Consider the following 20,742-nt stretch of genomic DNA (forward strand, 5'->3'; position numbering starts at 1 on the left):
GTCAGCGGTCCTTGGGGTCGAGCGCGTCACGCAGCCCGTCGCCCACGAAGAAGAACGCAAAAAGCGTCACGATGAAAAAGAATAACGGAAAGGCCAGCTGCCAGATCACGCCGTATTGCATCTGGCCCGCACCTGCCGAAATCAGTGCGCCCAGCGATGTGGCGGGTTCCTGCACGCCCAGTCCCAGAAAGCTGATGAAACTTTCGGTGATGATCATGGTCGGCACCAGCAAGGTGGCATAGACGATGACCAGCCCCAAAAGGTTCGGCACGATATGGCGCAGGATGATCGTCATCGGGCGTACGCCGATGGCGATGGCGGCTTCGACGAATTCCTTGTTTTTCAGGGTCAGTGTCTGACCTCGCGCGATGCGCGACATATCCAGCCACGAGATCAGCCCGATCCCGATGAACAGCATCAGGATCGACCGGCCAAAGATCACCAGCATCAGGATCAGCACGAACATGAAGGGGATCGCCATCAGGATATCCACGATCCGCATCATGATGCCGTCAGTGCGCCCACCGAAATAGCCCGCGATCGCGCCGTAAAGCGTGCCAACGATCACCGCGATGGCGGCACCCACGAAACCCACCAGCAACGAAATCCGCGTACCCTGCACTGTGCGCGCATAAAGATCGCGGCCCAGTTCATCGACACCGAAATAATGACCGTTGGCTATACTTGGCCCACCGGCCTGCGCGACATTGCCCATCATCACCCAGTTGATTTCCTGCGCGCTCCACTGCGCCAGAAGCCCGCCGAAGAACGCAAACAGCGTGATCAGGATCAGCGCGACCAATCCGGCCACTGCGGCCTTGTTGCGCATGAACCGCTGGCGCGCGTCTTTCCACAGCGACCGGCCCTGCACCTCTGCCAGATGCGCAGCATCGACCAAAGCAGCGCCGGTTGTCTTGTCGGGATACATCGCGCGCCCTCTAATAGCGGATCTTGGGGTCGATCCATGCGTAAAGCACGTCGACCACAAGGTTGAACAGGATGGTCAGCACGCCGACCAGAATGGTGATCCCCATGATGACCGCATAATCGCGGCTAAAGGCCGAATTGACGAAAAACTGCCCGATCCCGCCGGTCGAGAAATAGACGTCGATCACAACTGATCCGGTGATCATCAGCACGAAAGCAGGCCCCAGATAGGACAGCACTGGCAGCATGGCGGGTTTGAGCGCGTGGCCCAGAATGATCCGCCATGTCGGCAGGCCTTTGGCACGCGCCGTGCGGATGAAACCGGCGTTCAGCACTTCGAGCATCGACGACCGCGTGATCCGCGCAATCGACGCCATGTAGCTGGTGGATAGCGCGATCACCGGCAGGATCAGATATTGCCATTGCCCGCCTTGCCAGCCGCCGCCCGGCAACCAGCCCAGCCACAGCGTAAAGACCAGCACCAGAATAGGCGCCATGACGAAATTGGGCAGCACCTGCGCGCCGACCGAAATGCCCACGGCAAGGTAATCCAGCCATGTGTTGTGTTTGATCGCGGCAACCACGCCCAGCGACACACCGACGATCACCGCGACGACGAAGGACCAGAACCCATAGGTCAGCGTGACCGGAAAGCCCTGCATGATGACATCGGTCACCGTGCGGTCGCGGTATTGAAACGAGGGGCCGAAATCGAACCGCGTGACCACGTTCACGACGTAATCATACATCTGTTTCCAGTAAGGCTGGTCCAACCCGTAACGCGCCTCGAGATTGGCCAGCACTTGCGGCGGCAGCGGGCGTTCGCTGTTGAACGGCCCGCCGGGGGCCGCGAACATCAGCATGAACGACAAGACGATCAGGATCAGGATCGTCGGGACCGCAATTCCCAAGCGCTTTAGCACGAAATTGAACATGGCAGTCTCCGCTGCAACAAACGACAACCTGCGCCCCCGTCAGGAAGGCGCAGGTCAGGTTTCAAACCATCAGTCTATTCGCCAGCGACCTTATAAAGTTCGCGGCTATACCAGTTTTGTTCGACGTTATCGACAGGCCAGCCCTTCAGTTCGGGGTTGAACATGTACCCGTCGGCATAATGGTAGATCGGGATGATCGGCACCTCTTCGGCGATGATCTGCTCGACGCGGGTATAGTTCGGCTGCGGGTCTGCGGCTGTCTTGGCCTCTGCCATCAGCTGATCGACTTCTGCATTCGAATATTTCGCATCGTTGTAGCCCGAATCGGTGGTCACGAGATCAAGAAAGGTCGATGCCTCGTTGTAATCACCACACCATGCGCCACGGGCCATTTCAAAGTTCTGGTTGCCGCGGGTCTGCAAAAAAGTCTGCCATTCCTGATTGGCCAGCGTTGTCTGGATACCCAGCGTCTGCTGCCACATCTGGCCAAGGGCCACGGCGATGTTCTGGTGCGCCTCGTCCGTGTTGTACAGCAATTCGATGCTCAGCGGCTCACCACCAATGCCGTAACCGGCTTCGGTTATCAGCGCGACCGCCATGGCGTTGCGGTCTTCCTGCGTCATGTCGGCAATCGGCAGATCGGGCAGGGTGAAACCAGCAGTGCGCACGGGGGTAAAGTTATAGGCTGCCGTTTGGCCTGCACCCAAAACGTTGTTCACGATCACGTCGCGGTTCACGGCAAGGTTCATCGCCTGACGCACGCGCACGTCCTGCAACGCCTCTGGCCCACCTTCGGACAGATTGAAGTTATAATAATAGGAACACAGGCGCGGAATGCTGATGGCCTGATCGGGATATTCGGCAGACAGACGCTGATACTGGCCCGGTGGCACTTCGGTGCGGTCAAGCTCGCCTGCCAGATAGCGGGTCAGGCCCTGATTGACATCATTGATCACCAAGGATGTGACTTCGTCGATGATCGTGTTTTCGTTGTCCCAGTACATGTCGTTGCGCACGCGCACCAGACGTTCCTGCGGGACATGTTCGCGCAGCACATAGGCCCCGTTGGACACGATGTTTTCGGGGCGTGTCCAGGTGTCGCCATGTTCCTCGACCGTGGCGGGATGCACGGGGAAAGTCGTGGAATGCGTCGTCATCTGCGCGAAATAGGGCAGGGGCTGCGACAGGGTCACAACAAAGGTGCTGTCATCCGGGGCTGTGACGCCCAGTGCGTCCTTGTCCATGTCGCCCGCGATGATGGCGGCGGCGTTTTCGATGGACATCAGCTCCATGAACCACGCGTATTCGGACGCAAGTGCCGGATCAACGGCGCGTTTCCATGCGTAAACAAAATCGCTGGCCAGCACCGGATCTCCGTTCGACCAGCGGGCATTGTCACGCAGGGTGAAAGTATAAGTCAGCCCGTCCTCGGACACTTCGAAACCTGTCGCCACGCCGGGGACAAGGTTCCCAGCGGCATCCTGGTTCATCAGACCTTCGAACAGGTCGCGCACGACCTCTGCGCCAGTCACATCCTCGACCACCTGAGGATCGACAGAGGAATGTTCATCCAGCACGCGATAGGTAAAGGTCTGTACCTCGGCCAGCGCCTCGCCTGTTACGGGGTGGGTTGCCTGTGCATTGGCGGCGATAGCCGACAGCAAAACGATGGCGCTGCTAGCCTTGAGTAGAGTTTTGAGTGTCACGATAATCTCCCTGTTGCCTCTGTTTGAAAGGGCTGTTGGCACATGCCTCAGATTGGTTGAGTCCGGTATCCGATGCTTGGACGCGCAACTCTCGGATGCAATGTCCGGATTGACAAGAGCATAGAGCAAGTGCCGCCACGGCAGGCCCCCAGATCAGACTGACAGATGCCCGCCAATTTTGCGGACATGCCTTTTGAATAGGCAACAAAAAATATGCTCATCTGTCACGCCCTTGAATTTATACGCGTTGGTGCCTTGTTCGGCAACTGTCAGGGACCAGCAAGGTGCTGTCGATCATAAAAAAATGTGCAGCAGCCGCCTGTTGTGGCGCTGCCCTGCGGCACGCGCCTGACATATTATCTTGGTTGTGCCGGGCTGTCGGCGACGACTGGGTACATTGCTGGACGGGGCGGGCAGGGCTATGACATGAGCCGGTCTGACTATTGTCGCCTCTTGCTTTTGCGGCACCTGTGTCGAGGCTATTGAGCCGCATTCGACGCCTTGCGCGTTATTGAACCGCCCCATGCCCTGCAGGTGGTCGCAGTCGGCACCGGCGCGACAAACCTGATCTATCGCGATGCAGTGCCTTTTCGTTTCACGCCGCCATGGCCACGCCAGCTACAGCTGTCACTTTGCCATATTGCGCAATCTGCAACGTCTTTGGCTGCTGCTGATCACGACAGGACAGAAAATATGCCACCATCGCCATGGGCCCCACGCTGAAGCCTGAACCGGTTTGCCCGGTCGGCATGTTATTTGCATGAAATTTTGGCGTCACGCGAAAGATATGTACCTTGCCCATCAAGCCGCCATCTCAGCATTTGTCAGTGGTCAACGATTCCCATGTCGCGGCCAATCATGGCCGCATGTGCGCGGTTGCGTGCTCCAAGCTTGCGGCAGATCGTGCGCATGTGCATCTTGATCCGCGCTTCGTTCATATCAAGATTGTTGGCGATATGCTTGTTCGTCATGCCAGATGCCGCCATCTGCAAGACCGCCAATTCACTTTCGCTCAGGAGCGATTGTCCGCGGGCATCGCCGGGGGTTATGCGGTTTTCGGCTGGTATGAACATCTGCCCAGACTGGATAAGCCGCAGGACACTGCCCAAGGACTGAAGCGGCAGGGTTTTCGGCACAAGACCCCGCACACCGACCTCGATCGCGCGTGCCACGGTATGCGTGTCAGCATTGGCCGAAAACAGCACCACATTCGCGTCACCAGCGGCATCGACCACCTTTTTGATGCTGTTGATCCCGTCCATCCCAGGCATGCGCAGATCAAGCATGACAATGGAATAGGGCGGTTCTGAGATGATTTTTTCCAAGGTCGAAGACAGGCTATCCGAGATTTCGACATCGAACCCCTCGCTCATCGACAGCGAAAGCGAGACGGATTCCGCAATCAATCGGTGGTCATCAGCGACAAGTATCCGGGTCATGGCTGCTGACCGACGAGAAAACGTATTTGTGTCACTAACTTGCCTCCCTTACGTTTCCGCACATCTGGTGCGTGCATCGAAAGATATTTAATACCTTATAAAGTGATTTTGTATAAGTTGCGTCCGCGAGTTCCCCGTGTAAAGTTCTTAAACTAGTAAAAGGAAAAGTAACACAACAACTTAAGATAACTTTATATCTAAAGTTAGCTTTATATTGCTTTTGGGTGCTGTTATCCGTCCGTTGGGGGATAGTGATTGTGCTGCGGCGAAGTTTTCAAGAATCATGCGGCATGCGCGCCGCGTTACCGAAAGACTTGTTTGCGGCCAGTGCATGGTCTGATGATACCTTATCTTGCTGCACGGGGTGGACAGATGCTGATGCACCCCGAACAGGCAAGAATACTCATTCCGACCCGTCGCGTAAGATGATGGCCCAGACCGCCGCAGGCACTGATTTTTCAAAACTGCGCGCGCCCCCTGCTGTCGCGCTAATGCGCGGATGCAGGCATTTGGTGCGCATCGGTCGCGATCCAAGCATAGCCGGTGATGCGTTTTGTATCCGGAACAAAAGTATGGTACTCGTAAAGCCTCGGGCTGATAGCACCCTGTGCTATGAGACCGAAAAGTTTTTACCTTTAACTATTTCTTAACGTACTCAGGCCGAGGTATTCGCGGACTGAAGGGGTGTCATGGCGTCCGCTACATCCATTTTTCTTGCGCCATTGAAATCACGCCGTTTTTTCGTCGTGGCTATTGTCCTTTTTCTTCTTCTGACTTGCATATTAATACTATTTAACGCCGCATCGCTGCAGCAACGGCTCAAGACGATGCGTGACACTGCGGCCGAAGCTGCGCGCGCGCAATTGGTCGATCTTGATGTGATCCATGGCGCACTGGTGCTGGCGGCAGATGGTCTTTTGCTGGCCCGTTCCGATCCAGAATTAGAGTCGCAAAACGGTTTGGCCCGGTTGAACCTTTTGTTCGACGGATTTTCACAACGCGTTGAAGCGGCCATGGTCTTGTTGTCTGATCCTGATCTAGCTCCCGATCTTGGCGAAAAACTTGTGGCGCTTGATGCGGTCCGCAACGCGCTCGCGGAGCGGATTGATGCGATAGATCCAACCGACGCGCAGACAATTCTTGTTGTGACGACACGCCTGCACGCGGCTGCACAGATCGTGCAAGACATCACGGCTGCGACTGAATTGTATGCTGTCCGTACAGCTGAGATCGCGCAGCAGGCTGAACGGTCATTTTTGCGACAGCTTTGGATCCACAATATCGTGGCGATCGTGGCCATGTTGTTGGTGGTGGCTGGCCTGTCCTTGTGGCGTCGCGTCGAAGGTCGGGCGCAGCGCCTGTCAGGCATCTTGTGCAAGGCAAACGATTCTGCCGTGGACGCGATCATCGTTATCGACGCGGATGGCAGGATATTGCTGACTAACCAAACGGTGACCCGCGTTTTTGGCGTGCCGGCCGACGATCTGGCCGGGCATCACATCGGCGCGCTGATCGACATGCAAGACGTGCAGCCAACCAATGCGCAACCAGACGATGCCGCTGTGACGCCGCCGCTGATCACTACGGGTGTGATGCGTGTCATGGCACGCCGACCGAACGGGCCGTCATTCCCAGCAGACCTATCCGTAACAGCTGATATCGACCTTGATGGCCGCCCGATCATGATCGTGTTCATCCGCGACATGACCGCCGCCGCCGCCGCCGAAGACCAGCTGCGCATCGAACGCTTGGGCGCAGAAAGGAACGCTGCGGCCAAGACTGCCTTTCTGGGGATGATGAGCCATGACATGCGCACGCCGCTGCAGGGCATGATCGCAGCACTTGATTTGCTGGACCAGACAGCAATGGACCAGGTCGGCCGCAACCTGGTGCAGACAGCGCGTGACTGCAGCCTGCGTGCCTTGCAACAGATCAATGATGTGCTGGACATGACGCGGTTGAATGGGCAGCCGCAGCAAAAGGTTCTGTTCGATCCCACAGCCATCGTCGCCGAGATCCTGAACGAATTGACCCCGCTGGCCGCTGGGCAGAATACCCAGCTTGCCCTGCGCGTGGAACAGGGCGACACGCCGTTACCGTCCTTTGTCGGCACGCCGCCCGCCTTTGTGCGGGCGATCTACAATCTTGTCGGAAATGCGGTCAAATTCACGGCGAATGGGCGTGTTACCGTCGCGTTATCTTTCCGTGAGACCAGCGTAGGAAAGTTCACGCTCGACGTGGCGGTGGTGGACACAGGCGTCGGAATAGCGCTAGAAAAGCAAGAGAGTTTGTTTGAAGAGTTCAAAATGTTAAATGGTGATCGTGCGCACCCGCGCGAGGGTGCCGGGCTTGGTTTGGTTATTGCAAATGCTGCTGTCAAGCAGATGAACGGCGCCTTGGGTCTGACAAGCAGCCCCGGTGAAGGAAGCACCTTCAGTTTCAGTATTGATCTGTCGACAGCCACTGCCAGCGCCTCTGCGCAGAATCTGTCGCAGCCTGCAGCGCAGAACCGGCATGAAAAACCCTTGGTCGGGCCGCGCAACATTCTGGTGGTTGATGACAATGCAATCAACCTTTCGCTTCTTGCTGCGGTGGTCCGCCAGCTTGGGCATAGCGTCGATGAAGCAAAGGATGGCAGCATCGCTGTCGGTCTTGCCGCAATGCGGGCCTATGACGTCATTTTTATGGATGTGAACATGCCGGTCATGGACGGCTATACAGCATCCCGCATCATCCGCGCAGGTGGTCCGTCTTGCGATGCGATGATTGTCGCGGTGACAGCCTATACCAATATACACTACAGCGACGAGGTGCGGAATGCAGGCATTGATGGCGTATTGACCAAACCCACGACGCAAGACGAGATTGCGGCGGTTCTGGATGGATACTTGCCACAAGAAACTGCGCCCGCACCCACACCAGTAGCGGGCGACCCCGAACGCACCGAGGTGCAGCGCGCTATTACCGCTTTGTCGGAAACGTTGGGTGACGACAATGCGATCAGGCTGATGAAGGCTGGGCTGACAGAAGTTGCCGAATTGTTGGATGCGCTGGATGCACATCCCGACGCAGATGATCAGGCTGCTGCCGCGATCCATCGCGTGGTCGGATCGACCGCGGTTTTGGGGTTTTCAGGATTGTCCAAAACGCTCTGCGCCGCCGAACAAGCCGCAAATGCGCGCGACAGGCAAAAGCTGTGGAGCTTGCTCGAAACGGTCAAGTTTGACAGCGCCAGTCTATCTAGGGCCTTGGCCGCCCACACCGCCTGACTAAAAGATCATTGTCTGTTCACTGAGCGCAAGCTGGACGAAACGAGGCGTCTGCGGGGATTGCCCTAGATGCGCCTGTTCTTATTATTCAAGATGCCGCTTTCAATGGCCAGTGCAAGTGACACATCCGTACACGGAAGGCGCAAGGACGCATCAGCGATCGCGCGTCTTTGAAGCGAGAAATTGTTTTTTGAAAATGTTCTGCTGCAGATAATCACCGGCACGTCGGGCAAAGCCAGCTTGACGGCGATCAACTGTTCGACAGCATCATTCATGTCCACGATCAGGTCAATATTCAGCACAAGCGCGACGCTGTCGTGCGACTTGTCCATCGCGGCCTCTGCTGCGTCTTCGAGGCTGGCGAAGGTTTCGAAGGATTTTGCCGTCGCGGCCACATTGCTGACCTTTGGGTATAAAGTGCCGCCCGTTTGATCAACGATATAGATCGTACGGTCTTCAATCAGCTCTGGCGCGATCAGATCGAAACTCGCGGTCTCAGTGTCGAATAATAGCTGATCGTCGCGCAGCTGATTGCCGGTCACGACCTCGCCGTCCACCCAGGAGCGAATATCATAGAAAAGACCGCGCAAACCTGTGGGTCTGTTCAGTTTGGCTGCCGGGGTGTTGATGTTGATAAGCGACATGGTCAGATCAGCTCTATCCGTTGATCAGTCCCTTCCATCCAAGGGAAATACAGCGTATTTTTACCATGCCGCCAACGGATACATCATCAATCCGGAAGTATTAAATTTCTATCTTTCGACATGTTTCATTCCAAAGATCGAATTATGTGGGCTTTATTTGCGAGCAACGATGCCGGTGTGCGCCGCTAACGCCCAGTCTGCTGTCAGAACATTGCGGCAGACCCAGGGTGCTTACACCAACACAAAGGCCCGGAAAGCAGATCAAGAAATATGTTCATGTTGGCCCTTGACCTTCCAGTAACTGGAACACCCATGTCGAATCCAGATGTATCAATCGGGTTGGAGAAACCATGCAGTTTCAGATCGACAAGATGGGGTGCGGTGGATGCGCCAGATCCATTACTGCCACGATCCACACGCTCGACCCTGCGGCGGATGTCGTCATCGACTTGCCGACGAAGCGCGTCGCGGTGACATCAAAGGCTGACGGCATGGCCATCGAACAGGCCCTGTCGCAGGCCGGTTTCCCGCCACGACGGATTGCATGACCAGCATCGGCACAACAGGCCATGGATTGCGATTGACGCTGTTGCCGGTTCTTTTGCTGATCGCGTTATTTGCCGGGCTGCCGGGCGATGCCGCGATGGTCATGCCGGTGGTATCGCATGTGAACCATCCGGTCGCACCCGCTGTGGCTGACACGTCAGGACGTCATCCAGCGATCATCATCCCACCACCCCGAGCGGTGCTCGTTTGACCGCGCAAGACATTCAGATATCCAGGAGAAAAAATGAACACCGTTAAAACACTTTTTGCGACCACACTTGTTGCAACCACTTTCGCATTTGCAGCGCATGCGCAGGACCCTGTGTTCCAGCTTCCCGAACAATGCAATGTCGTTCCCGCGATGGGCGCGATGGCCCATGGAGCCATGGGCCATGGGGGCATGCATGGTGACCAATCCGGTGACATGGGGTCCGGCATGATGGGGATGATGGACATGGAAGATGTCGATCTTGAATCAATGCCCGAACATGTGCAGGACAACATGCGCCGCATGATGATCAGCATGCCCGCCATGCAGGACGGCATGATGAACGAGGACGCAGATGTGGCCTTTGCTTGCGGGATGATCGCCCACCATCAGGGTGCCATCGATATGGCACAGGTGTTGATCGCGCATGGCAAAGACCCACAGATGCTTGCCCTCGCCAATCAGATCATCGCCGCGCAGGTGGGCGAGATGGAAGAGATGCGCAATTGGTTGGCTGAAAACGCCAACTGACCCAACCAGGACCGCGCGGTGCAAACCGCGCGGTTTTGCACAAAATGGCGCGGCGGTTCGCACAGCGTGTCGATGGGCGATTTGGGCCAATACAGAAATGAATGCTACTGCAGACCTCTGGTCCGGCCGGGGCGAACAATAAATTATCACCGCTGAAAGCCGTTACTGTAACAAGGTTGGGAGCTTTCAAATGGTTGACATCAAAGCCCATCACTTGGCCGAAAGCGCCCTGTCTGAGCGGCGCATGACATCGGTGCCGCCTACGCCGCTTGGTGGGGCCTCTGCACCTGCGCAAAAGATGCTTCAAACAGATCGTGCTACGGCAAGCGTCCAAACGGCGATCTCGATCAGGGCGCAAATCTATCAAGCCGTCAGCGTGCTCAGGTCGTCGCTTGAAACGCTGGCTGGAGCCAACGAGAGCAACAAGATCGCGCAGCCGCCCGCAAGTGGCGCGCCGGTTGGGATCAGTCGGACTGCATTGTCATCCGACCCAGTCATGCGGCCACAAGGCACGTCCCAGATCATCGTTGTGAGATTTGCCCAATATGCGCAACAGGGGACAATACTGCTGCCGCCCGCTGGCCCAGTCAAGCTGTCCACCGGCACCACCGATCACACAGTTGCGATTGGCGCTGGCAATGACAGTTTGCAGTCCCTCGTCCAAAGCCTGAATGGCCTCTCCGGCCTGAAAGCTTGGCTGCTGCAGACACGGCAGGGTCTTGCACTTGTCGTGAAAAGCCGTCCTGGCACGGCGCATGCGCTGCAACCGGCGTCGATCAAGACAATTTTGCATGTTCTGCAAGCGGCTTTGCCGCCCCAAGGCCAGCCGCTTGTCGGGTCTGTTGACGAAATTCCGGCCACGGATGGCGTAGCGGTAGAATCTCGTGTCGTTCTGACATTGCAAAATCACGCATATCTGCGTCCAAAAGAGACTATTGCCGCGCTGCAATTACGGGTGGCGTCCTTGATCCGTGAAGTGAACGCGATACAGACCTTCCTTGCGGGCATCGCAAAACGTGGCGTGGTCAGCGGCACCGACATCAGCCCGCAAGACGGAATACTCGCGCAAACTCTGCTTGACCGGCTGCGCAAGATCACAACCCGTCCGGTTTATGGCTTTGCGTCAAATCCTGTTTTGCCCGCCGACATCGGGCTTGACGTCGGCGAGGACGGTTTACTGACGTTCAACGCGGGTTCGTTTGACAGGATGTCCGAGGATAGGCCGGACCTGCTTGCCGCGATGCTCGGCCCCGATGGCAACCCTGATGACATGCTCCCGACACCTGATATCCAAGCGGCAGACCTGCTGAAACAAGGTGTCTATACGCTGATCTACAACCCGACACAGACGCCCGTCATGGCGACGTTGGACGGGTTCCCCCTGCAATTATCCCACGATCCGGACGGCCGGCCAGTTTTGACCCTTGGCGCAGAAGATCAACACCTTGCCATCGTCCTGCCCATGGATGCGCCAGTGGCAGCCAAGCTTGTTTACCGGCTGAGCCTGTTTGATCAGTTGGCCGAGATCACCGCCACAACCTTGTCGCCCGATGCCCCGCACCTGCAATCTGGTACGGTGCATGATATTGGTGTTGCATCGGCCAAAAGAGACGACGCGTCAGTCGATAACATGATCCTTGCCGTATTGGCGCAGGCGGTCGACCAATCCGACATGGCGCAGCCGGCACAGAGTAATACAATGCCTGTGCAAGCGGCCGAGTTGCTTTTTTACCTACTTTGGATCGGTTTGTTTGTGCCCAGGGTTGATCGTGACCGGCGCAAAAAGCAGCATCCGGAAAGGCGACCAATACCGCATGGCGCTTCTGTTCGTATTATTTGGCAATCGCCACCGCCAAGCGCGCAAGGTGACCTCTGAAGGCCGCGCCTTGGATATAATCGCCGGATGCACCCTGATCTTGGCCCCCGAAAGTGGATTGGGGTAGGACAAATCGTCAGGGACCAGCGTGTCTTGTCTGCCCGCCCAGTTGAACGGCTCACGGTCGATGACATCGCGCCAACAGACAATCTGTCGATCCAGATGGGCGGAACCGGGCGCGCGCTGCCGCCACCCCAGCCCAGCGACGGCAGCTTCGCGTTTTGCGGATCGCGGAGCAATGCGATGCATCACGCGAATCCTCTGACAAGGCGAAGTCGAAAAAGCCACATTTGGATGGCTCAACTTCGCCTAAGTACTCTGATTTTGCAGTATACCTTAGGATACAAAAATTTTATTATTTTACAACAGCTTAAAAAACATCACAAAATTGTCATACTAAATTTATTACGAATATTTACCACTTGACGAAACATTCCTGCGCGTAACTTTATTGCGTACAACCTTTCGGATGGGCCAGCTGAAAGGTTCACCCCGTAAGAAAATGCCACAAAGTGGCGACGGATAAGACGCGGGGAAGAGCACGATGTTGAAGTCAATTTTGGTTCCTGTGCGTGGCGATGGCATGGTTGCGACCGTGCTTGCCCACGCAGCACAGCTGGCAAAGCAGCATGATGCACAGGTCAATGTTGTGCATTGTCGCGTCCAGCCTCAGGACCTTCTGCCGCAAGGCGTTCCGCTGAACGACTTTGCGCGCAAGGTGATGCTAGAGCAGGCGGTCGAGCTTGCCAACCGGCAGGAAGACCACCTGCGGGGCATCCTGCATCGTCTGGCGCGCGAATTCGGGCTGAGCGAAGATGCCAGCGAAGCCGGCACCGCCACTTGCACATTTACCGAAGAACCCGGGCGCATGGCCGATGTGGTCCGGCATGCGGGTCGCCTGACCGATCTGATCGTCCTTCCCAAGCCTCAGCGGGAAAACAATTTGGGGCCGACTTCGCTCAAATCGGCGCTCTATGGGGCGGGTCGCCCAGTGCTGATCTGTCCGGGACAATTGCAGCCTGACGCGACCTTCGCACAGCATGTGGCAGTCGGCTGGAACGGATCGCTGCCAGCGGCGCGCGCCGTCGCGTCGTCATTGGACATCGTGCATGCGGCCAAGCGCGTCAGCATTCTGACCGGCGGTAAATTGCAACCGCACGGCCCGACGGCCGAGGAATTGGTCGCCTATTACGCCATCCGCGGGATCACCGCCGAGATTGTTCACTTTGATGGCAAGGACCCAGCAACTGCGCTTTTGGCCACCTGCAAAACCATCGGGGCCAGCCTGCTGGTAACAGGTGCCTATAGCCATAGCCATGAGACCGAAATGCTGTTTGGCGGCAATACGCAGCGCATCGTGGATGACACCGAGATGCCGGTTCTGATGGCGCATTGATGCATCATCCCATCAGCGCGCGCCGCCGCAATGCGGCGTTTTGTAAGAATTAAGCAAGGCCGCGCAGAACGCGGAAATATCAGCCCGGGACAACCGGACATACCAGGGAGGAACCCACCATGAAACTTACCAAAAGACTTTTTCTTGCGCTGGCAGCCAGCACCACAATCGCGACCCTGCCAATGGCGGCCTTCGCCGAAGACTGGCAGCCCAAACGCCCGATTGATTTCACCATCATGGCAGGCGCCGGCGGCGGTGCGGATCAGATCGCGCGCTTCATTCAATCCGTGGTCGAGGAAAACAGTCTGACCAATCGCCCGTTGATCCCCACCAACCGGGGTGGCGGTTCTGGGGCGGAGTCGTTGCTGCACCTCAAGGACGCCCGTGACCCTGATCACACCCTGATGGTCACGCTCAATTCCTTCTATACGACACCGATCCGTCAGGAAGCCCTGGGCGTCGATATCGAAACCTTTACCCCGATCGTCATGATGGGTGTCGATCCGTTTGTTCTGTGGGTCCACAAGGATTCAGGCATCACCACCTTCGAGGACTTTGTCGCAAAGGTGCGGGACATGGACGGCGAATTCGTCATGGGCGGCACTGGCACTGGCCAGGAAGACTCGATTGTCATCGCGTACATGTCCGGCGCCTACGACCTCAAGGTCAAGTATATCCCTTATGATGGCGGTGGTGCCGTGGCCAAAGATCTTGCGGGCCAGCAGATCATGGCGACAGTCAACAACCCGGCCGAGGCCAAGGGGTTTTACGAGTCCGGCGATTTCGTGCCGCTCCTTAGCTTCTCGGACGAACGGATGGACGCCTATCCTGACGTGCCGACCCTGAAGGAAATGGGCCACGATTTCTCTTATTACAACCAGCGGGCTGTCGTGGGCGCACCGGGCATGTCGGCTGAAGCGGCTGCCTATTACCGCGAGATATTCGGCTCGGTTTACGACAGCGAAAAGTGGCAAGGATACCTTGTCTCGGAAAGCCTGTCCCCGATGGTGATGGATGAGGCCGAGACCCGCGCCTATTGGGCGACCCAAGTCCAGAACCATCGCACGCTTCTGTCTGAATTGAACAACTGAGCCAAAAGGCAGGAAAGAGGGCAGTCATGCGCCAAGGTGAGATATCTCTTGTTGGGCTTTTGGCCCTCTTTTCTCTCTACCTGATATGGAAGAGCACCGAACTTCCAATCGGCTACATCAGAGGACAGGGGCCAGGCGGCGGATTCTGGCCCTTTTGGCTTGCTCTGGGCATGCTGCTAAGCTGCTTGGCCAGTGCCTGGAAATGGTGGCGCACGCAATCGCCTGCGTCGCGGTCGGACGAACCGTTTATGGATGCTTTCGGGTGGCGGACACTGCTTTATGTCGGCGGCAGTGTCATCGCTTTTGTCGGGCTGATCTCGATTGTGTCAATGTATGGCGCGGTTGCGGTGTTTCTTTTGTATTACTTGCGCTTCCTTGGGCGGCATTCATGGTTTCTGACTTTGGCGATTTCGCTGTCGTTACCAATTGGGCTGTTCTTCTTCTTCGAGGCCGTGATGCTGATTTCGATGCCTCAAGGGTTGTCATTCACCCAGCCCGCCTTCGATCTGATGTACGACATCATCTACTGAAATCCCCCAGACCCGAGGTCTTCTATGGAAGTCATGTCCTTTCTTGCCGATGGTATCTTGTTGGCGCTTGAGCCAATCAATCTTGCCTTGATCATCGCCGGTGTCACTGTCGGGCTATTTATCGGGGCGATGCCCGGTCTGGGTTCAGTGAACGGCGTTGCGATCCTTTTGCCGATCACGTTCCTTGTGCCACCAAACTCGGCGATCATTTTTCTTGCGGCGATCTATTACGGCGCGATGTACGGTGGGGCGATTTCATCTGTGACATTGGGGATCCCCGGCGCGTCGACGGCTGTGGCGACAACCTTTGATGGCCGCCCACTGGCGCTTCAGGGGCGCGCAAGTCTGGCACTGGTGACTGCGGCGCTGGCCTCATTCGTTGGTGGGACTGTTGCCACTGTCCTGTTCACGCTTTTCGCGCCTGTTCTCGCATCGACGGCGTTGTCTTTTGGGCCACCGGAAATTTTTGCGCTGATGCTACTGGCCTTTGCTACTTTCGTGGGTCTTGGCGGCGACGACATTCCCAAGACTGTTTTTTCGATCTGCCTTGGCCTTGTTCTGGCGGCCGTCGGGTTTGACACGATTTCCGGCGAGCCGCGGATGGTGCTGTTCGAGATCGACGGTTTCATGCGCGGGATCGGCTTTATCGTTCTGGCTATCGGCGTCTACGGGATTGGGGAAATGCTGTGGACAAGCGAGCAGACCCGAGGTGAAGTCACCACAACAAACCCCAAGATGACGGCAAAAGGCATGATGTCGGACGCCAAGGAAGCCGCACAGCGCGGATGGAAAGGGACCGCGATCGGATCGCTCATTGGGTTCTTCGTGGGAATCCTGCCAGCGGCGGGCGCGACACCGGGTTCGCTGATGTCTTACGGCGTGGCCAAGATGTTGTCGAAAACGCCCGAAGAATACGGCAAAGGCTCTCCGGATGGTGTGGCAGCCCCCGAATCAGCGAACAACTCTGCCTCGACAGGCTCGATGTTGCCGATGCTGACGCTGGGCATTCCTGGTTCGCCGACAACAGCGATCCTGCTGGGCGGCATGGTAATCTGGGGCCTGACACCGGGACCGCGGCTTTTCATTGACCAGAGCGAGTTCGTCTGGGGCCTGATCGGTTCCTTCTACATCTCGAATATCGCGGCGCTCGTGATCAACCTGGCCTTCATTCCATTGTTTGTGTGGATGCTCAGGATGCCGTTCACGATCCTGGCTCCGCTGATCTTTGTGCTGTCTATCGTCGGCGGCTTTGCGGCCTCGCGCAGCATACACGACCTTTGGCTCATCGTGATTTTCGGGCTTTCGGCGTTCTTTCTGCGCAAGTTCGACTATCCGCTGGCCCCCGCAGTGCTGGCCATCGTGCTGGGCCCGATCGCCGAACCCACGCTGCGCCAGTCCCTGCTGCTGTCGTCGGGTGATCCAATGATCTTTTTGACCCGTCCCATTGCAGGGCCGATCACGGTCATCGCGATCATCTTGATCCTGTTGCCCGCTGTAAAGCTTTTGCGGCGCAAGAAGACTTTTGCAAAAAACTGATCGCACGCTAGCCACCGCCCGGCGTGTCGGATTTAATAAGACGACCAACAAGAGAGAAAATTGATGCACACACTCGCAGACTTGATCCAGCGACATCCTGAAACTGCAAATGCCATTGGTGCCCCTGGGCGGGACTGGATGACCTATGGACAACTGAACAGCCTGACGCGCACGGTTCGGACATTCCTGCGGAGCGCCGGTATCGGCGCGCAGGACCGTGTGGCGATCGTGTTGCCCAATGGGCCAGAGATGGCAGCAGCTTTTGTGACCGTGGCGCAATCCGCCACCACCGCACCGCTTAACCCGGCCTATAAAGAAGACGAATTTGCCTTCTACCTCGCTGACCTCAAAGCCCGCGCAATCATACTCGAGGCAGGTTATGACGGTCCTGCGCGCGCGGCGGCCGCGCGTTTTGATCTGACCGTGTTAGAGCTGACAGCGACCGAACCTGCAGGTACCTTCACGCTTTCGACCAATGTGACCGGCACGGCTGCAGACACAGTCCCCACAGCGGATGACGTGGCGCTGATCCTGCATACCTCTGGGACAACGTCGCGTCCAAAGATCGTGCCGCTGCTGCAATCCAACATCGCCGCCTCGGCCCGCCACATCAGCGCGTCACTGGCGTTGACGCCTGCTGACCGCTGCATGAACGTGATGCCGCTTTTTCATATCCACGGCCTGATCGCTGCCGTGTCGTCCAGCCTTGCCGCCGGCGGCTCGGTCTGGTGCGCGCCGGGTTTCGACGCGCTCAAGTTCTTCGGCTGGATGGAAGACGCGCAACCGACGTGGTACACCGCAGTCCCAACCATGCACCAAGCGATCCTCGCCCGCGCGGGTCGCAATGCCGAAACGATCGCAAAAGTGCCGCTGCGGTTTTTGCGCTCCTCCTCGGCGTCGCTGCCCGGCCCGGTCATGGAGGCGCTGGCCGACACCTTTAAGGCCCCGGTGATCGAAGGCTATGGCATGACCGAAGCCGCGCATCAGATGGCATCTAACCCGCTGGGCGCAGGCAAACAGAAACCCGGATCGGTTGGGATCGAGGCCGGGCCGCTGGTGCGCGTCGCCCATGAGGTGGAAAACCGGCTGGTTGCTGGTGTGGGCGAGATCGTAATCTCTGGCCCCAACGTGACCCCGGGATACGAGGGCAACCCCGAGGCCAACGAAAAGAACTTCTTTGAGGCTGAAAACCGGCGCTGGTTCCGCACCGGCGATCAGGGCGAGTTCGACGCCGAAGGCTATCTGACCCTGACTGGTCGCTTGAAGGAGATCATCAACCGCGGCGGCGAGAAGATATCACCGCTGGAGGTGGATGGCGTGCTGTCGGCGCATCCTGCGGTCGCGCAGGTTGTTACCTTTGCCATACCGCATGACAAGCTGGGCGAAGATATCGGCGCCGCCGTCGTGCTGAAAGAAGGCCATACCGCCACCGACCGCGATATCCGCGATTTCGCAAGCGCACAGCTGGCTGCCTTCAAGGTGCCGCGCAAGATTCTGATCCTCGACGATATCCCGAAGGGTGCGACCGGCAAGCTGCAACGCATTGGCTTGGCCGAGAAACTGGGGTTGGTGTAAAACGATGAAGATCTGTATTTTTGGTGCCGGCGCCATCGGCGGCTACATGGGCGCAAAACTGGCCGAGGCGGGCGCAGATGTCAGCCTGGTTGCGCGCGGTCCGCATCTGGCGGCCATGCAAGCCAATGGCCTGACACTGATCGAGGAAGGCGAGACGAAAACCTACCCGGTCAATGCCTCGGACGATCCGGCGGCTTTGGGGCATCAGGATTACGTTATCGTCACCCTCAAGGCGCATTCGGTGCCACCGGTCGTGGCGCGGATGCAGCCCCTGATCGGGCCAGACACGACAATCGTGTCTGGCGTGAACGGCGTCCCTTGGTGGTATTTCCACAAGGTTGGCGGCCCGCTGGAAGGCACGCGGCTGGCATCGGTCGATCCGGGCGACGCGCAATGGAACGGCTTTGGCCCAGATCGCGTTCTGGGCTGTGTGGTCTATCCCGCCGCCGAGGTGATCGCGCCCGGCGTCGTCAAGCATATCGAGGGTAACCGGTTTTCATTGGGCGAACCTGACGGGTCCAAGTCCGAGCGCGCCACGCGCCTGTCCGAGGCGCTCTCCAAGGCTGGCCTCAAGGCGCCGGTGCGCCCGAAGATCCGCGACGAGATCTGGGTAAAGCTTTGGGGCAACCTGTCGTTCAACCCGATTTCCGCGCTGACCCATGCGACCCTTGATGTGTTGTGCACAGACCCCGGCACCCGCGCCGTCGCGCGCGCCATGATGCTGGAAGCGCAGGACATCGCGGAAAAGCTGGGCGTAAAGTTTCCGATCGACGTGGATCGCCGGATCGATGGCGGGGCAGCCGTGGGCGCGCACCGTACCTCGATGTTGCAGGATCTGGATGCCGGGCGGCCGATGGAGATTGACGCACTTGTGGGTTCAGTGCGCGAACTGGGGCGCGTGACTGACACGCCGACCCCAACCATCGACACCGTGCTGGCCCTTGTCAGCCTGCGCGCAAAGATGGCGGGCCTTTACGGCAATTGACGCCCACGAATCAGCCTGAGTTGCCGCTGCATCGCGGCGCTCGGGCGGGTCTTTTTCGGTATCCCATTTCAGTCATGCGGCCTGCCATTCGAATGTCATGCGGTCTTTGTCAGCCCGCATCGCTTGGCGCTAGATAAAATTACCCGCGCCGATCTTGGGTGTGGGGGCCATATTCATGCCCTGCATGACGTGCCAGAGGCATGCGCGCTGACGGCGTTGTTCGTGCAATTTACGCCTGTGATCTATGACGGAGCGCGCACTGCAATGGGCGATCTGTTCAGTCGCGGGGTAGAGCAGATCGCCCCGATGCGACTCTTCCCAATCCGATGGTTTGTCATACAAACGTTACATAACTGACACATAACCTTAACCCAACGACGTTACCCAGCCCCGGAGACGTTTGCCGTCTGAGTTAAACCGCAGGAGAAGTCATGCTACATTTTAAACTTTCCACAACAGCAATTGCGCTTGTTATGATGTCTGCAGCGGCCGTGTCCGCACAGTCGCGCGCCAACGTTCAGGCCGCCGGTTCCTCGACCGTTCTGCCCTACGCCAACATCGTGGCTGAAGCCTTTGGTGCTGAAACCGACTTCGCCACACCAGTGGTTGAAGGTGGTGGTTCATCAACCGGCCGTCGCATGCTGTGCGAAGGTGTGGGCGAAGGCACGATTGATATCGCCAACTCCTCTTCCTTGATGAAAGATTCTGAGCGCGAAACCTGTATCGCAGCTGGTATTACACCGATCGAAGTGCGCTTTGGCTATGACGGCATCGTCTTTGCGTCCGACATCAACGGCGCGTCTTTCGCGTTCGAGCCCGTGCATTGGCACATCGCTCTGGCAGCTGAGCATTTCATCGACGGTGCATTGGTGCCAAACACGCTGACCAACTGGGCCCAAGTGGCCGAGATTGCACAGTCGCTGGGCGTTGCAGGCGATCTGCCTGATCAGGAAATCAATGCGTTCATCCCCGGCACCAACCATGGCACCCGTGAAGTGTTCAACGAAAAAGTGCTGCTGGATGGTTGCGAACAGGGTGGTTTCCTTGCCGCGATGCTGGCTGCCGGTGTTGACGAAGATACCGCAGAAGACGCTTGCATGAATACCCGCACCGATGGCCGCTCGGTCGATATCGAAGGCGATTATCCACAAACGCTGGCGAACCTCGATTCGACACCGACTGGTATCGGCGTATTCGGTCTGTCGTTCTACGAAAACAACACCGACCGTCTGCAGGTCGCCACGATGTCCGGTGTGACACCGTCGACCGAAACGATTTCGGTTGGTGAATACCCAGTGTCGCGTCCGCTGCAGTTCTACGTCAAGCAAGAGCATATCGGCGTGATCCCCGGTCTTCTGGAATTCGTCGAATTCTTCATCTCTGACGAAATCGCAGGCCCCGGTGGCCCGCTGTCAGATTACGGTCTTGTTCCTGATCCAAAACTGGCCGAAACACAGGCGATGGTCGCAGCACTGCGCTGATCTGAGACCGCGAAACGAAAAAGAGCGGTCCCGTTTCAGGGGCCGCTCAATCCCAGTTTGGATGGTC

General features: G+C 57.5%; 18 protein-coding genes. 12 read left to right on the plus strand and 6 right to left on the minus strand.

The features are described 5' to 3' along the window. Position 1: 1 nt before the first annotated feature. The 5 genes from ACPF9B_RS00760 to ACPF9B_RS00780 form a co-directional block, all read right to left on the minus strand. Entirely contained in the window at positions 2–928 is a 927-nt protein-coding gene (locus tag ACPF9B_RS00760; protein ID WP_424178549.1) for an ABC transporter permease subunit, read from the minus strand. Between the two features lie 10 nt (positions 929–938). Beyond that, on the minus strand, positions 939–1,862 hold the full coding sequence (gene oppB, locus ACPF9B_RS00765; protein WP_424178551.1) for an oligopeptide ABC transporter permease OppB: 924 nt from the start codon (positions 1,860–1,862) through the stop codon (positions 939–941). A gap of 74 nt (positions 1,863–1,936) precedes the next feature. Then, positions 1,937–3,568: a peptide ABC transporter substrate-binding protein gene (locus tag ACPF9B_RS00770; protein WP_424178553.1), complete on the minus strand. Its 1,632-nt coding sequence runs from the start codon at positions 3,566–3,568 to the stop codon at positions 1,937–1,939. 595 nt (positions 3,569–4,163) lie between these two features. Further along, positions 4,164–4,370, minus strand: a complete 207-nt coding sequence (locus ACPF9B_RS00775; RefSeq protein ID WP_424178555.1) for a hypothetical protein — start codon at positions 4,368–4,370, stop codon at positions 4,164–4,166. Between the two features lie 22 nt (positions 4,371–4,392). Continuing rightward, entirely contained in the window at positions 4,393–5,007 is a 615-nt protein-coding gene (locus ACPF9B_RS00780) for a response regulator (protein ID WP_007205913.1), read from the minus strand. An 827-nt stretch (positions 5,008–5,834) separates the two neighbouring features. On the opposite strand from ACPF9B_RS00780, the gene ACPF9B_RS00785 reads away from it, so the two are divergent. Further along, positions 5,835–8,276: a response regulator gene (locus tag ACPF9B_RS00785; RefSeq protein WP_424178558.1), complete on the plus strand. Its 2,442-nt coding sequence runs from the start codon at positions 5,835–5,837 to the stop codon at positions 8,274–8,276. 65 nt (positions 8,277–8,341) lie between these two features. Here the strand turns inward: ACPF9B_RS00785 and ACPF9B_RS00790 are convergent, their stop codons facing one another. Continuing rightward, positions 8,342–8,920: a hypothetical protein gene (locus tag ACPF9B_RS00790; RefSeq protein WP_424178560.1), complete on the minus strand. Its 579-nt coding sequence runs from the start codon at positions 8,918–8,920 to the stop codon at positions 8,342–8,344. Between the two features lie 350 nt (positions 8,921–9,270). On the opposite strand from ACPF9B_RS00790, the gene ACPF9B_RS00795 reads away from it, so the two are divergent. The 11 genes from ACPF9B_RS00795 (at position 9,271) to ACPF9B_RS00845 (ending at position 20,675) form a co-directional block, all read left to right on the plus strand. Further along, on the plus strand, positions 9,271–9,468 hold the full coding sequence (locus tag ACPF9B_RS00795) for a heavy-metal-associated domain-containing protein (protein ID WP_007205909.1): 198 nt from the start codon (positions 9,271–9,273) through the stop codon (positions 9,466–9,468). Continuing rightward, entirely contained in the window at positions 9,465–9,677 is a 213-nt protein-coding gene (locus ACPF9B_RS00800; RefSeq protein WP_424178562.1) for a hypothetical protein, read from the plus strand. Before ACPF9B_RS00795 ends, ACPF9B_RS00800 begins: the two co-directional genes overlap by 4 nt. A gap of 33 nt (positions 9,678–9,710) precedes the next feature. Next, positions 9,711–10,205, plus strand: a complete 495-nt coding sequence (locus ACPF9B_RS00805; RefSeq protein ID WP_424178564.1) for a DUF305 domain-containing protein — start codon at positions 9,711–9,713, stop codon at positions 10,203–10,205. A gap of 190 nt (positions 10,206–10,395) precedes the next feature. Next, complete coding sequence (locus ACPF9B_RS00810) at positions 10,396–12,081, plus strand: hypothetical protein (protein ID WP_424178566.1); 1,686 nt, start codon at positions 10,396–10,398, stop codon at positions 12,079–12,081. 544 nt (positions 12,082–12,625) lie between these two features. Further along, positions 12,626–13,477: a universal stress protein gene (locus ACPF9B_RS00815; protein WP_424178568.1), complete on the plus strand. Its 852-nt coding sequence runs from the start codon at positions 12,626–12,628 to the stop codon at positions 13,475–13,477. A gap of 119 nt (positions 13,478–13,596) precedes the next feature. Then, a complete protein-coding gene (locus ACPF9B_RS00820; RefSeq protein ID WP_007205904.1) occupies positions 13,597–14,568 on the plus strand; it encodes a Bug family tripartite tricarboxylate transporter substrate binding protein in 972 nt (323 codons plus the stop codon). A 26-nt stretch (positions 14,569–14,594) separates the two neighbouring features. Continuing rightward, a complete protein-coding gene (locus ACPF9B_RS00825; protein WP_040482898.1) occupies positions 14,595–15,098 on the plus strand; it encodes a tripartite tricarboxylate transporter TctB family protein in 504 nt (167 codons plus the stop codon). A 24-nt stretch (positions 15,099–15,122) separates the two neighbouring features. Further along, positions 15,123–16,634, plus strand: coding sequence for a tripartite tricarboxylate transporter permease (locus tag ACPF9B_RS00830; RefSeq protein WP_424178570.1), 1,512 nt, complete (start codon positions 15,123–15,125; stop codon positions 16,632–16,634). A 63-nt stretch (positions 16,635–16,697) separates the two neighbouring features. Beyond that, positions 16,698–18,209 (plus strand): acyl--CoA ligase, encoded by a 1,512-nt coding sequence (locus tag ACPF9B_RS00835; protein WP_424178572.1) that lies wholly within the window; start codon positions 16,698–16,700, stop codon positions 18,207–18,209. Between the two features lie 4 nt (positions 18,210–18,213). After that, the gene (locus ACPF9B_RS00840) at positions 18,214–19,194 is read left to right on the plus strand and encodes a 2-dehydropantoate 2-reductase (protein ID WP_424178574.1); all 981 of its coding nucleotides are present in this window, start codon (positions 18,214–18,216) and stop codon (positions 19,192–19,194) included. Between the two features lie 431 nt (positions 19,195–19,625). Continuing rightward, on the plus strand, positions 19,626–20,675 hold the full coding sequence (locus ACPF9B_RS00845) for a PstS family phosphate ABC transporter substrate-binding protein (protein ID WP_040482896.1): 1,050 nt from the start codon (positions 19,626–19,628) through the stop codon (positions 20,673–20,675). Positions 20,676–20,742 lie beyond the last annotated feature (67 nt).

This window comes from Yoonia sp. TsM2_T14_4, assembly GCF_049602355.1.
GTDB classification, from domain to species: domain Bacteria; phylum Pseudomonadota; class Alphaproteobacteria; order Rhodobacterales; family Rhodobacteraceae; genus Yoonia; species Yoonia vestfoldensis_A.